Genomic DNA, 14,933 nt, shown 5'->3' with positions numbered 1-14,933 from the left:
TTTCTTAACTATATATTTTTATGATATTCTTCCATCCATGAGTAATGGGTTCTGAACTCAATTCCCAGTTTTCATGATAACTTTCTGTAAGTCTAGCTTTAATATATTTTAAGCCTGTACCTTCCTTTTGATGTTGTACTTCTTGTTTTAAAAGAGTAGCATAGGTTAGAAAGGTATAAGATTTGTAATTAGCGTTGGCCTCATAAATAAGCTTGAAGGTAATGCTATTATCTTCCATAGGCAAACTGTGTGTAATTCCATTTTCTAGCAATGTATGTATAATCCCAGGAGGAATTTTTTCTCTAATATCAATGCCTTCTTCTTCCCAAGAATAGCGAATTTCTTTTCGGTATTCCATTATTTCTAAATGCGTACGACAAAGTGTTATTTCTTCAGTAATAGGAATCAATGTTTTACTTTCAATTCTATTTAAAAGATCAAACTCTTTTGCTAAAGCTTCTATAAACAAGACTCCTTTTTTAGGACTTTCTTCAATCCAATCGATTAATGAAGTTAAAGTATTCATCAAAAAATGAGGTTGAATGTTCTTTTTAAGTAGCTCTAAACGTAAACGAGTAGATTGTACTAATGAATTTTCATAAGCCAATCGTTGTTCTTTAATTCTTAACGATAGTAAATAAAACATACCTAAAAGAACTAGTGTAAAACCAACGAATAAACTTTTATCAAAAGGAGTAATAAAACTAATCAATGCTGATAAGAATAGTGCTAAAAATACGAGATTTGCGCCTTTTATCTTTTTATTGACTCCATAAATCACAATTCCAAAAGAAAAAATCCACATGCTTAAAGACATGTTGTTCGCTTTCAATTCAAAAACATGTCTTGATAGAAAAATGTATAGTAAGATTATGGTATATATAAAGAATAAGGCTTTTCGTTTAGGAAAAGGAAATTCCATAGAAAAATAGAAAGGAATCAAAAAAGAGATGCCTAACATTAGAAAACCTATAATTTTTAAACGAACCACATGCATTTCGTAGTGAATTGGAATATAAGCTTTCGTAAACTCCACCATAATTAAGGCAAAAAAGAGAAAACATGTGATACTGAAGATAAGTGTAGCAAATACTTTTTTGTCACTAAAAAAAAGGAATAGAAAATAAAATGAAGCGATTAAAAAGGCTCCTGCAAAAAGATGCATGTAGGAAGATTCTATCATTTGATGAGTTAATAACGCATCGTAATCAGCAATCTTCATTTGGTATATGCCTATATGATCTGGATAGTAATAATTGCTCAAACGAAGAGCTATTACATGTTCCCCTTGCTTTGTTAAATGAGAAGGAATATGAAAAGTAGGCCATAATTCACCTTCTGGCGGCAAGTTAACTTCTTGTCCAGGATTTCCATTTTTCCCTATTAAAACTCCATCCCAAAACACTTCATATGCACCATAAACTTCTAACTGAAGTCCGTATTGTTGCAAAGGTTTTGAGCCTTTTAGGATATGAACTTTAGTTCTAGACCAGAAAATCTGATCTTTTGAAACCTTTTTCAATCCTTTTTTCCAATCGCTATCATTAAAGTCTTTTAGTGTCCATTCTTGTTGATCACCAATTTGATACACTGTCTCTAGTTTTTCGAAAATGACCTTTTTAGAGCAAGCACTTACTAGTAAGAAGCAATATATTAAAAGAAAATTAGGCGAACATCTCAAATTCATTTCCATACGATTTACAGATGCAAGATAAACATTATTACAGCCGTCTTAGAGTTGTTCATTAATGTATAGAGCAGTTGAGATATTTTAAACTAGAAAAGTAAGAGAAAAATATCTCCTTTGCTGTATAACAGTTATAGAACTGTTTAAATAAATAATACATCTAAAAACACAAATAAAAGTAATGATAAGAGCTACGATTTTAAAACGAGTAAATGTACTGACTTTAAGTGCATTGTTAATAGGCTTTACTTCTTTAGCCCAGAAAAAAAACAATTCGAAATTACCTTCACATACAATTGCTTATGGTTCTAAAGGTATTTGCTTAACCAATGCAAAAGGCACATCAGAAGTTAGGCTTACTGATGGTGATCATGGATACCCAGCTTGGTCTCCAGATGGGAAACATTTGGCTTTTTATGGGTATTATGATAATAAAAAAACGTGGTCTATTCATACCATTAACAGCGACGGAACACAAAAGAAGCGAATAACACATGTAAAGCATAAATTAGATAATATGCCTTCATGGTCTTACGATGGAAAGAAAATTGTATTTGCAAGGGAATATTGGGATAAGGATAAAGTTTGGCATTCAGAATTATGGACAATGAACGCTGATGGAACCGAACAAAAACAAATACCATCTATTAATGGAGGAGGACCGCGGTTTTTACCAGATGGACGTATTATTTTTCATTCAGAACATAAAGACAAAGAGAGTGAAATAAGTATCGTAAATATAGATGGAAGCAATTTGATACACTTGACGAATAATGAAGCAGAAGAGTGGGATCCTAAAATTTCTCCAGATGGAAAACAAATTGTATTTACTTCAAAAAGAGATGGGAATCATGAAATTTATGTAATGAATATTGATGGTTCTAATCAAAAACGATTAACTCATAATACTGTTGATGATTATGGACCTTCTTGGTCTCCAGATGGTTCACAACTAGTGTTTCAATCAAAATTAGATGGTCATAAGGAAACGGGATTATATATTATGAATAAAGATGGTTCTTCTATCAAAAAAATCATAGAAAAAGGTTGGCAACCCGCTTGGTTTAATCTTACAGAATGAGGAGTTGACTTTAATTTTTTGTTTAATTAGATTTTCTTTTTCAGGACATTATAGTGAGATCTAATTAAAATTATAGCATAATTATTAATATATTTAACTTTTGAAATATATTAATGATTATGTTTTTTTTGGTTTCTTAACATGTACAAATGGTCTTTAATACAATACAATCGCTATTAGAAGAAATGAATATTTCTCGGTTTCAAAAACATCAAGAGTTTCATATTCTTAAGTTTAAAGATCATTTAGACGATATTCCAATGAAAACGGATGCTCGTAAATGTAATTTCTTCCAAGTAGTAATTACCAAACATCATAATGTAGATGTTGTAGTGGATAATGTTGCTTTTTCAGCAATGGATGATAGTTTAACATTTATGGCTCCATTACAAATGTTATCTACAGATGTAAAAAGTGTGGAGAATTTAGGTTTGGGATATATGTTAGCTTTTACACCAAAATTTTTGCGTTTGGGAATTTCAGATTTTGAATTACTACAAAAGTTTCCTTTTTTTAATGTAAATCATTCTCCTGTATATTTCTTACATGAAAATAAAGAGAAGTTTTTCCATTTAATGGAAATGCTTTACAATCTATTTCAAGATTATAATGAAGAGAATATTGAAATAATTCGTTCATACTTAACGATCTTACTTTTTGAAGGAAGGAAATCCTTTTTAAAAGGAGATATACAAAATAGTGCTACTTCTAGATATAATGAGATAGCATTTTCGTTTGAAAACCAAATTAAAGCCAGTCAGAATAAAAGAAAACCTTTAGACTATTATGCAGATAAACTCAATATTAGTACTATTTATTTAGCAGAATGCGTAAAAAGAGCTACAGGCAAAACTGCTAAACAAATATTAACAGAGTATGTTATTCTTGAGGCAACTTCACTATTATTACAATCTATGAAAACTATAGATGAAATAGCATTTAGTGTTGGTTATTCCAGCACATCAAATTTTGGACTTTTCTTTAAAAAGCATACTGGAATGACTCCAACTGAATATCGAAAGGCTAATAAATGATATAATTAACCTAAAAAATTAATAAATAGCCGTCTTCTTTTTTAAAAGCTTTGTTAATCAGTATTTTAAAGTGTTTTTAAAAGTGCTAACAGTGTAAAAACCTTATTTTTAATAAATTAAACACAATTTTTAATATTAAAAGCAATAATTTCTAGATGTAGTTTTGCAAAATAGTTATTAAAAATATTAAATCATGTCAGAAGTAATAAATACAAAATCGAAAAGAGATTTCTTTTGGTTAATGCTCACTTTTATCTCATTAACAGCTTTAGGTTCTGTAGAACTTTTTGAGCAAATAACCTATGTTATTAATTGGTTAGTAGGCGATCCAGTAGTGAATGCAGAGAGTTTTAGGAAGTTTCATCATGCTGTAGATGCAGGAGTTTTTCATTTTCCAACGTCAACCATTGTACTAATTGGTTTCATTATGCTTATCATAAAAACATCAGGTTTTATGAAAAACCTAGCAGAGAAAAAAACTATTTGGTTAGCTTTTGTAGCATTTTTAATTACCTATGCTATCTCAGTATATATTATCATGGAAATTAACGTACCTATTTTTAATGAAAATAGTGTTTCAGCAGAATTAATTCCTGGTAAACTAAAACTATGGGGGATTTTAAACATATTTAGAGTTCTTTTACCTGCATATGCAATCTATAATTTATCTAAATTATTAAGTCTAAAAGATTAATCGCATTGTTTTATAAGAGAAATTAAAATACTAATTAAGTAATACTTTTTAAAGAATGAGAACTTTTTTTGTTGAGTTCTCATTTTTATTTTAAAGTGGGTGGAATGAATATTTTATACTGAAAAGAGTAGAGGAGTAACTACAAAATGTGTTTAGATTGTTAAAAATACTTGTATTTTGCGATCATGTTAAAACAAATAAACTTTTGGAACACAATAGTCGTACTTCAAGTAGTTTTCGCTCTCATACTACTGTTTTTTTTAGTTCGCCTAATAAAGAAAAGTAAAATTTATATTCCTCTTTTAATTTTTGCAATTCTTACTGTATTCGATTCTATAATATTAGTTTTATCATATACAGGTTTAATTGAAAAGTTGCCACATTTAATTAATACAAATGAATCTCTTTTTTTATTATATGGATTACTTCTCTTTCTATACATAAGAAATTTATTGCATAGACGTCTTATTTATAAGAAAAGTGATGTATTATTTTTTCTTCCTTTTATCGTATCACTCTTAGTTTATTTACCATATTTTTTTAAAACAGCCGCCGAAAAATTATCATATTATAATGCAGAGTCAGGTATCGATTTTTCAGAAGAAATTTGGGAATGGCTCTTTTACTTTTTAGTAAATATATATTTCCTATGGAAAGCATTAGAAACTTTAAATGTTTTCAATTTTAATCAAAAAAAGCAACTATCAGATGTAGAAAACTCGAATTTACTTTATACATCTAAATTAATTAAAGTTTGTATTATTTTGTTTTGTTTGGAGTTCGTATTAGTATATATATCTTTTCTTGGGTTTAAACATTTTGAAGAAATATATTTGATTCTTAACTTCCTTAATGGCATTGTATTTTTATTAATCGCTTTAGATGCTGTAGTACACAGTAAGTATATATTAGAAGACCAAAATTCTTTAATAGCATTACCGATACTAAAAGAAGAAGAAAACGAAACTAATAAATATGCTAAATCAAGCTTAACCGAAATATCGTCTAAAAAGATTAAGACAATATTGCTTGAGTTTATGGAAAATGAAAAACCATACCTAACTCCTAAATTACGAATCAAAGATTTATCAGAATTAACCAATATTCCCGCACACCATATATCTCAGGTTATTAATGAATCTTTTCAGCAAAACTTTTATGAATTTATAAATGCCTATAGAATTAAAGAAGCTGTACTTCTTTTAAAAGATCCAAAACTTAAAGAGTATACTTACGAATCTATTGCTTATGATGTAGGTTTTAACTCTCGCTCTGCGTTTTATACTGCATTCAAAAAAATTTACAATACAACACCTACAAAATATCTAAAGAAGTGATATTTAGGTATGTAATTTGAGTTTCCTTATAAGTTAATACAATTCTTTACATTAAAAATTTGTCTTGGTTTAGAAATCAAAACAGTAATTAACGGGCTTAGTGTTTTCTTTGCAAACTAAGGTGCAAAGACAATGAGAAAACAAGATCAATTAACTTCTTTTTTACTCAAAAATGATAAGGAGATTACTAATCAAGATATTGAATATTATAAAAATAACCCTGAAGAATTAGATGTATTAGTTAACAAAGAAGCTTTACAAATTCGAATTCTACATTACTTTTTTATTATTGGACTAGTACTTCTTTTCGGAGGAAAATTTATAGGGTATTTTTTTAAACATGCAATAAGTGATTTTATTTCTGATGTAGTTATTGATAGCATTGTTGAAATAGGAAATGCTATTCTAGGTGGTGTAGTAGCCGCTTATTTGTTAGAATACCTTCAAAAAAAGCAATACGAGCAAAACTTAAAATTCCGTAGAGAAATAAAACGAGAGATAAAAAAATCTTTTAAAGCAAGTACATAAAGAAAATTAGAAAAACAAAAAATGAATACAAATAGCATATACATGAAATCTTTTTTAGTAATACTATTAATTGCGTCACTATTAATTGTAGTGGGATGTGGATCTGATCTACTTAAAGACCCTTATTATTCTATACCTAAAAAATTAACCACGAATGTAGCACATAATTTCAAAGGGAAAGTGATTATAATTGGAGCAGGAGCTGCTGGCTTATCTGCTGCTAATGTATTGGAAAATAGTAACGTTGATTATAAAATATTAGAAGCCACTGATAGATATGGTGGAAGAATAAAAATGAATGATTCGTTTGCTGATTTTCCCATTGATTTAGGAGCTGAGTGGATTCATAATAAAAAAGCAATACTTAATCGTTTAAATGGAAAAGATGGAAACGAACCTTCTGAGGATGTAATATTATACCAACCAAGAGATATTTATTTATGGGATGGTGAAACATATAGCGAAATGCCAAAAGGTGAAGTAGATGAGATGTATACTGTATTAAAAGAATATAAATTTAAAAATGCTACTTGGTATCAATTTATAGATAACTATTTTGCTCAAAATGTAAAACAAAATATTGTTTATAATTCGCCTGTTATAAGTATTAATTACGAAGGAAATCAAGTAGTAGTTACTACAAAAAATGGAGAAAAACACACAGCAGATAAGGTTATTATAACTGTTTCGATTGGTGTATTAAAATCTAATGCAATTGCATTTGAACCCGCTTTACCAGCTAAAAAAATAGCTGCAATTAATTCAGTAGTTTTCCCAAGAGGATTTAAATTATTTTTAAAGTTCTCTGAAAAATTTTACCCAGATATGATAATGTCTGAAACAGAGGTAGGAGAGAAGACCTATTATGATGTTGCTTACCACAAAGATAAAGACAATCATATTTTAGGTTTATTATCTACAGGAACTACAGCAGAAGCATATTATAAACTTGGTTCTAAAGAGGAAATAGTAGCAGCAGTTTTAAAAGAACTAGACATAATTTTTGAAGGAAAAGCTTCGCAATATTACTCAGGAACATATGTATTAAAAGATTGGGGAAGACAAGCATTTACATTAGGTACTTGGACAGAAGGTTTTGATGAAGATTTATATGATTCTTTATTACAATCACTTGATAACAAAGTCTATTTCGCAGGCGAAACTTTTGGAGGCGTATATAACTCTACGGTGCATGGAGCAATTATTTCAGGAAATAAACAAGCAATTGAGATGTTGAAGAATCGTTAAGAGTAGATTATAAAAATAAACTGTCGTATCCTTTTCTTAGATATTTATACAAACTAATGAAGTTGTAGATTATGAATGATATATTAACATAATTTGCACTTCATTATTTGGTAAGCGTCGATATAAGTATTGAGGTAGGAATGGATAGTATGTCATTACTTTCATAAAGTAGAATACTTTCAAGTATTTTTTGTTCCTTTTCTTTACGCTGAAGAATACTTAATGAATTCAACTCTTTTACTACAGAACTGTTAGATTCCTTAAAAAATGTCCAAAAATCTTTACTACTTCCATGCCATTTAATATGCATTGGATGTCTTTCAATAGTAACATTACTTAAACCGTTCTGATTAAATATTTTCAAAAGCTTTGTTTCATCTGAAAATAAGTTAGGGTTTTTAGCATCTGGATAGGCTATTTTATCGTCATTATTGAATAATAGCTTCGTAATGGTATTAAATAAAATGTTATCACCAGTCCAAGTTGTTATTATTATTTTTCCTTTTGGTTTTGTAACACGAAGAAGTTCTTGAGTGGCCAGATGTACATCTTTAAAGTACATAAAAGAGAAAAAGCAGGTAACTATGTCGTAACAAGAATTCTTATAAACTAAATTATGTACATCAGAAATTGAAAACTCAACAGAATTAATTGCTTTACTCTTACTATTTTCTTTTGCTTTTTCTATATAAATACTAGATATATCTGATGCTTTAAATGAGCAATTAGGATAAATTTTAGACAAAAGAAGTACATTATCTCCAGTACCTGTAGCTACATCTAAAAGCCTCTTATTTTGTTGTGCACCAATTATACGACTTACTTTATAGACAGCTTCATCTACCCAAGATTTTAAGTTAGAATGCCACTTAATCCAAGGATCAGCCTCTTCTTGTAAACTTGTATTAAAAGTATTTGCTATTTCTTGAAAATTAATCATCTAGTATCTACTATTCTAATGATGGTATTTTTGCCTTTAAGTTCAGAGCCATCTATTTGAATAATTCCCATAGGATGTTTAGAAATATAGCTAGGACAAGGAATATAGTAGGCCCAAATAAATGTAAAACCTATTTTACCTTTAAGATCTTCTTCATTTAAATAATGCTCTACTGTAAAATTAGTAGTTTCTTCGGAAGATACTGGAGTAAGCTTAGCTATAATTTCTTTGTTTTCTGATACTAACCAACATTCTAGTTCTAAATTAGTATCCATTGTCCAGGTTACTTTCGCTGTTGTGTCATCAGTTAATTGTTCTTGTGTTTTAGATAAATGACAAGCAGGCAAGTTAAATGGGAAATAATCTGTAGGCCATTGAAAATAACGATCCCAATAAGGGTCTTTTTCTATTGCTGTAATCATAGAAGTTTATATGTTTTTAAATGTTGATAATTGTCTAAAAGATCCAAACTTACCTTTTTGACTCAAACGTAAAAAAAGATGAGATAAGGCTCCGGTACCGTATAGTACTGATAAATAATAATTCTCTGAAGCCCAAATATCACTGAACCATTCTTTGGTTTCTAATTTCCTTGACACAATTTCTTCAGCAAATAATGTTGCTAAATCATAGTATTTTTCGTCTTTTAAAATACGGTATAGGTTTAAAGATAAATCGGCATATGCTATTAATTCAGTTACCTTTAATTCTTTAGGTTGAGTGCTTAAAAAAGTTTCAAAACGCTTTATTAAAGCTTTATCATTTTTATTTAACGCTAAATATTCTAATTGTATTAATAAATCAGATAGAGTGGTTGAAGATGTTTCATTAGCTATTAAATTACTTTTTTCTCCTAAAAGAAATTGTAGGTACTTTATTCCCATTTCAGAATCTTGTAATTCCGTTTTTACCGCAGCTTCATCTGGAATACACCTAATGTTTTTATGTTCTGCATGTGATAATGCTAATAATTTATCATTGTCTACATAATTAATTAAACTAAATAATAGGCCAGGATACCCTGTAATAAAACCTGAAGAAGCATTTTCTACTAGTTTTTCATATGGAATTACAGAAAGATAATATGCTAAAGCTGTTTTTAAGTTGGTATCTTCTATATATTTAGAACAATACTCTAAAGCTATAACTTGAGATCCTATTCCCATATAAGCACCAACAATAAAAGGTTTACTTGAAGTATACCATTCTTGGGTAAAGTAATTGAATTTATCTAATGATTTTTCTATAGTTCCCAAGGTAGATTGTAAACTACCTATAGCGAATTCTTTATAAATAGAATCTTTAAACGCTCTATATAAATCTGTAAATAACATGCTTAATCCGCAAGTTCCAGAAAAAATATCTGGTTTAAGTACAGCTAACATATTTGCATCCATTTCAGGATGATAGTCTATACCTATCCAAGATTTTTCATTTGTTTTGTCGTTTGTAATAGCCTGATTTATGATCATTTGTGCACACTCTTTTGACAAACGTGTCCAATCTTCTATAGTTAGTTTGCTTTTTAAAGAAGTGTTATATGTTACCTTAGGTTGCTCATGTGAACCTCCAAAATAATTACTTAGAATGATGTTTTTATGTTCAAGAACATTAAAATTCTTTATGTTTTTTAATCGCTTTACAATTAATTCTTTTGAAGAATAATCAAAATAATTATGTGCAATTCCTTTAGAGGTTGGTAAATTACAATTACCACCAACAGCGTTAAATAGAGGAACGTCTAAATTTAAAATAGAGGAAACTTCATGATCTATTACATAAGCCATGTTCTTATTTAAAGAGTTATCCTCATTCCAAATTTCACTGTATAAAGAGAATAAGTATTTATCTTGTACTATTCCATTAATCAAAGCTTGAGGATGATACGAATTCTTAATAAGCCTCATATAAGTCCATGTATCTCTATGAATATATCTTAACAATGCATGATCAAATAAATGAATAGGACTATCTTTAGCTAATAACTTAGTTTTGTTATTGGTTAATACTGTATTCATTTCTTCATAACCATCTAAAAAATCAGTCATATAATCTGAGGATTTAGCATAAGTTCCTCCAACTCTAGGCAAATAATCGTCTTTTTCCCATGAAATATAGCCATCTTTAGATTTCTCCATTTCGAATCCTAATTGATCAGTAGTGGTTAAATCAAACTTAAACGGACTCGAAAACTTTTTAATTGGAGTTAATGTTCCTAAATCTTCAAACTTCACTCCAAAACCAATAGGAGTAGGCATAGAAACGATCCCAATTTTTACTGCAGATTCTTCAATTTGATGTAATGCGGCTTGTTCTGTAGACAACAAATCGTTTTCATCTTTCTTAAAGTTTTGAATAACCATTTCCAAATCAATAAAAACAGGTTGACTACCATGTGCTATAAGATTATCTAACCAAAAATCTCTTGCTCCTAATAATTGGAATAATCTAGTAATCATTCCTAGTCGCTTATAAAAATCTTTAAACTGATTTATATTTGTACATTCTTTATAAGTTATAAATTCTTCCCATGTGTAAGAGTCTCTAACATCTATTTTTCTAGTAGAAAGCTTTAAAGAAAGTTGTGGGTTAAGTTCTTTTAAAAGAGAAAAATAAGAGTTTGCAATACTTAAATCTTTAGGCTTATAAACTAGTTTTTTTCCATTTTCAAAAGTTAGAAGTGCTACAGATCTTCCATCACAATGCACATCTCCAGCATCTCCAGAATACTTAAGCAATAACCCCAAATCTTCGCCATTAAAAAACGTTTTAGAAATATGCTTTTTATCCTTAGATAAACGCTCTATAAATTCTGTAATAGCATTAGACCAATTTAAATAGGTAAGTGCTATTAACTTGGCTATTACTGGATAAGTTTCTATTCTAGATAGCCAAGAATCAAAACTATTTAAATTATTTGTAGTGGTATCTGTTTGAAATGCTGCTGTAATATTATTTAGATAAATTTCTGTGTCTAATAGAGATACCGTTAAAGCTGTTAGTCTATGTTTAAACACAGTTACCATCTCACTACCAGAAGTATAAGTTATACCTAACTCTAATCTATCGCTCTCATTTATAACATGCTTTTCAGCAATTTTTATAAATGGGAATAAGATATTATGGGTCTCATTATTCTCTACATGATATATTATATCTTTTTCTTGGGCATAATAATCTTCTAACTCTAAAAACAATTGTAATAAAGTAATAGCCCATTTAGGCAAATTAGTTTCATCTTGTATACTAACATTTTCTTGTAACGCATTAAAAAAATCGTCTTCAGACCAATTCATAAAAGACAACCATTTTTTAAAACTCTTCTCAGAACCTTTGGCAATAGTATGTATCCATTCTTTTTTTAACGTTTCATGATTGGTTTTATTTGTATCTAATCTTACAAATGAATCTTGTATACGTTCTTCTATAGATGTAGCTTTTGCAATTACATTTAAAAGTCTTTCTCTTACAGAATTCAATGCTTTGTCGTTTCTATTTTTCACTAATAAATCCATAAGAAAATAAGGTGTTAATTGCTTTTTTTGAATCGATTAAACTAATATCAAACTGTTCTAATGCATGAGCTTGAATTTCTTTAAAAGAACTTTTAGTATTAGTTATAAGCTCAATAAGTTTAGTTATTACAGGATCATCAATTCTAGAAAATTGTTTTTTCTGATTGAATCTTCCTTTTAGTATCACCTCATTTTCTGTAAAACGAGTATGTATCCATGGATAGAATGCAACGAAATCATCTAAGTCCATTTCTGATTTAAAAAATCTTTCTTCCCAAGAGTTTAAAATGATTTGCAACTCTTCTATATTTTCAAATTTAGCCTCATCAAAAATAATGTACCCCAAAGGCCATTCATCCGTTGCTGTGGTTGGACTGATTAATTGGATTTTTCTAGATACCATATTTACCAAGAAACCGCTAACGCAGCAAATACTACCATTTGCATAATCTTCTGATGAATTGTAGTCAGAATCTTTATGATGCCATGGAGCTGTTCTTAATTTTTCATCTTGTTCAGCTAAAAGATTGGGATCTGCTTTTGTTCTTTCTCTAAAGTTTCCAGAGTTACCATATGCATAATTTGCTTTTTTATTTAAAGGCAAACATTCTACTTCTGCTAATTCTTCTTCGGTATAATTTTTATGCACTTTACGCATAATACCTAATGATGTAAGCGAAAATCTATTTAACCAAGTACCATAATCTGACGATAACTTTAAGAATTGTTTTATTCTATCTATATCTTTGTGAGCTACAGCAGTAGTTGTAGGGGGGAAGACTCCTGTTTCATTATAAAGATCTATACAGAATTTTTCATAATATGGATTATCAAAAGGTTCTGTAGCCCAATATAAAAATGTAGATTTAATAGCATTTCCTAAAAAAGAATTCATAATTTGTATAAAGCGAATCCATTCTTCTTGATTCGTTTCATGAGAATAATTGTTTTTTAAACTATCTGGAGATAATGCACAAAACCAACAACCAACTGAACAACCTTGCGATAATTCTACAGCTAAAGAAGAATGGATATTCGTATTGGTAAAAAATGGTCCTAAATCATAGCGTTGCCTTTCTATTTGGCGTTTTCTCCAACTTAACATAGAAGCTTTGCTAGGAAGGCAATCATTAAGATAAAATTGTTCTACCCATCGTTGTTTATTCTGAACAATATTCCACATTTTAATTACTGCTTCTGGAGTTTCACTGTTTTCTTTTTCAAACAGGTAGCGTACGTCTTCTCGATCTATTTTAATATGATTCTTTTCTAAAGTTTCATTAAAATTTAACTTTAGGTTGTTCATAAAATCTGGATCTGCAGAAAAACGTTCGAAAAATCGTTTCAATCTTGCATATTTACGCATAGATGCATGAAAAGTATCTTTGGCTTTTATAGTAGTGTTCATGATGTTGTGTGCGTTAATTTGTTACCTAAAATGAATTCTCCAACTGAGCTTTCTTTGAAAGGGGAATTATTTGTTAATTTTTTAAATACTTCTGTATTTCCATTACCTAAGGCACAACCTCCTATATTCATATCTGTGGCTACCAAATACATTGTTTGATATACAACACCTACATGTTTAAGAATAGCAGCATAAGCCATTGATTCGTATTTCCAGAACATTCTTTCAAAGTCTGCCGAATAGGTTATAAGTACAGGAGGAGTTTTAGAAGCTCCTGTACAAGCATTTGCATACCAAAACATATGAGCAGTTTCTTTATTTTGTAGCTGTAGTAAAGAAAGTTTGTGTGTAAAAGCATTGTAATAATAAAAACCAGACTCAAGTCCTTCACAGTCAAAAATTGTAATGTAAAAACTTAGTTCATAGATTGCTCCTCCTGAAGGATAAGGCGCTCTAAAAGTTTCAAAAGTTACTTGCTCGTTATTATTACCAGTTACAGTATAGTTTGAACGTTTTTGTATTTTTAAAGTTCTATATAAGAAGGTACTAAGTTCTTTGAGAGTAAGACCTTTAAACTCTCTACTAGAACTTCTAGTATCTAAACAATCTTGTAATTTTTTAGATTCATTTAGTTCCTCGAAGGAAGGTATTTCTAAAGAAATTACTTTTAAAACATTTTCTACTTCCTTTTTAATAGGTTTAGGCTGCTTTTTACCTATGAAACGGTATGTAGCGCCACTAGGATAATTATGTCTTCCGTATCTGCTCCTATTATGAAAAAGTAGATCGTGAAAATTCCATAGTTCTAAATTTTCTTTTTCTTCTGAAACAGTATTAAATTCAATGAAACCTCCAATAGTAAGTAAATAACAAAAAGAATTGACAAGGACTTTATCTACAGACAAGGCTAAGCTTATTTCTTCTATGGTTTTAAACTCAGAAAGTAGGAATATAATCTGACTACTAATTGGATTTGCTAATGTAATTTTTGAGGTTCCTATAGAAGATTCTAAAACGTATGTGTTATTAATGAGTCTGACAAATGAAAATTGCGATAGCTTCAAAGGAGGTAGTTCTTCCTTTAGTTTAGAAAAGTTAACAGGCTCAATCATATTTTCAAAACGACAGAAAAGATCATCAGCCATATATAAATTATAAACGATCGCTCCTAATGATTCTAAATGAGAGAGGTAAAATAAAAATAGACTTAAATCTCCGTAAGTACCCTCTTTTAATACAATACTGCCTAATTCATTTTTAGAATATGAATTAGTACATATTGCTAAAAGCCCTCTTTTTATAGGAAAGGTTAAGTCTTTTAATTGATATTGAAAGCCAACTAAATTTAAAAAGTCTTGTAAGCTAGCTTCATTTAAATTATCGATTTCGTTTTTAAAGGAAACTTTAAAATGATCTGTTGCTACATTTATACCCGAAGTTGTGTTGTTTTCTATCATGATA

At 29.3% G+C, this 14,933-nt stretch carries 12 protein-coding genes; 6 read left to right on the top strand and 6 right to left on the bottom strand.

Annotated features, from left to right (window positions below; genetic code table 11):
• Positions 1 to 4: 4 nt before the first annotated feature.
• On the bottom strand, positions 5 to 1,591 hold the full coding sequence (locus ACKTTC_RS08680) for a histidine kinase (protein ID WP_408039415.1): 1,587 nt from the start codon (positions 1,589 to 1,591) through the stop codon (positions 5 to 7).
• Positions 1,592 to 1,868: 277 nt separating this feature from the next.
• Here ACKTTC_RS08680 and ACKTTC_RS08675 point away from each other — a divergent pair, with 277 nt between their 5' ends.
• The 6 genes from ACKTTC_RS08675 (at position 1,869) to ACKTTC_RS08650 (ending at position 7,609) form a co-directional block, all read left to right on the top strand.
• Entirely contained in the window at positions 1,869 to 2,768 is a 900-nt protein-coding gene (locus tag ACKTTC_RS08675) for a DUF5050 domain-containing protein (RefSeq protein ID WP_408039414.1), read from the top strand.
• 149 nt (positions 2,769 to 2,917) lie between these two features.
• On the top strand, positions 2,918 to 3,802 hold the full coding sequence (locus ACKTTC_RS08670; RefSeq protein WP_408039413.1) for a helix-turn-helix domain-containing protein: 885 nt from the start codon (positions 2,918 to 2,920) through the stop codon (positions 3,800 to 3,802).
• A 193-nt stretch (positions 3,803 to 3,995) separates the two neighbouring features.
• Complete coding sequence (locus ACKTTC_RS08665; RefSeq protein WP_408039412.1) at positions 3,996 to 4,496, top strand: hypothetical protein; 501 nt, start codon at positions 3,996 to 3,998, stop codon at positions 4,494 to 4,496.
• A 374-nt stretch (positions 4,497 to 4,870) separates the two neighbouring features.
• Positions 4,871 to 5,833: a helix-turn-helix domain-containing protein gene (locus ACKTTC_RS08660; protein WP_408039411.1), complete on the top strand. Its 963-nt coding sequence runs from the start codon at positions 4,871 to 4,873 to the stop codon at positions 5,831 to 5,833.
• Positions 5,834 to 5,965: 132 nt separating this feature from the next.
• The gene (locus tag ACKTTC_RS08655; RefSeq protein WP_408039410.1) at positions 5,966 to 6,361 is read left to right on the top strand and encodes a hypothetical protein; all 396 of its coding nucleotides are present in this window, start codon (positions 5,966 to 5,968) and stop codon (positions 6,359 to 6,361) included.
• Between the two features lie 42 nt (positions 6,362 to 6,403).
• Positions 6,404 to 7,609, top strand: a complete 1,206-nt coding sequence (locus ACKTTC_RS08650) for a flavin monoamine oxidase family protein (RefSeq protein ID WP_408039409.1) — start codon at positions 6,404 to 6,406, stop codon at positions 7,607 to 7,609.
• Positions 7,610 to 7,712: 103 nt separating this feature from the next.
• Here the strand turns inward: ACKTTC_RS08650 and ACKTTC_RS08645 are convergent, their stop codons facing one another.
• Genes ACKTTC_RS08645 through ACKTTC_RS08625 form a run of 5 tightly spaced genes read right to left on the bottom strand, consistent with a single transcriptional unit; the run spans position 7,713 to position 14,929 of the window.
• Positions 7,713 to 8,549, bottom strand: coding sequence for a class I SAM-dependent methyltransferase (locus tag ACKTTC_RS08645; RefSeq protein WP_408039408.1), 837 nt, complete (start codon positions 8,547 to 8,549; stop codon positions 7,713 to 7,715).
• Positions 8,546 to 8,971: a hypothetical protein gene (locus tag ACKTTC_RS08640; RefSeq protein ID WP_408039407.1), complete on the bottom strand. Its 426-nt coding sequence runs from the start codon at positions 8,969 to 8,971 to the stop codon at positions 8,546 to 8,548. Before ACKTTC_RS08640 ends, ACKTTC_RS08645 begins: the two co-directional genes overlap by 4 nt.
• A 6-nt stretch (positions 8,972 to 8,977) precedes the next feature.
• The gene (gene lanM, locus ACKTTC_RS08635; RefSeq protein WP_408039406.1) at positions 8,978 to 12,064 is read right to left on the bottom strand and encodes a type 2 lanthipeptide synthetase LanM; all 3,087 of its coding nucleotides are present in this window, start codon (positions 12,062 to 12,064) and stop codon (positions 8,978 to 8,980) included.
• The gene (locus ACKTTC_RS08630) at positions 12,042 to 13,472 is read right to left on the bottom strand and encodes a radical SAM family RiPP maturation amino acid epimerase (protein WP_408039405.1); all 1,431 of its coding nucleotides are present in this window, start codon (positions 13,470 to 13,472) and stop codon (positions 12,042 to 12,044) included. Before ACKTTC_RS08630 ends, lanM begins: the two co-directional genes overlap by 23 nt.
• Entirely contained in the window at positions 13,469 to 14,929 is a 1,461-nt protein-coding gene (locus ACKTTC_RS08625) for a SagB family peptide dehydrogenase (RefSeq protein WP_408039404.1), read from the bottom strand. Before ACKTTC_RS08625 ends, ACKTTC_RS08630 begins: the two co-directional genes overlap by 4 nt.
• Positions 14,930 to 14,933: the final 4 nt, after the last annotated feature.

The sequence above is a fragment of the Tenacibaculum amylolyticum genome, assembly GCF_964511145.1.
Lineage (GTDB): Bacteria > Bacteroidota > Bacteroidia > Flavobacteriales > Flavobacteriaceae > Polaribacter > Polaribacter amylolyticum.
This window is presented reverse-complemented; position numbering and strand designations above follow the sequence as displayed.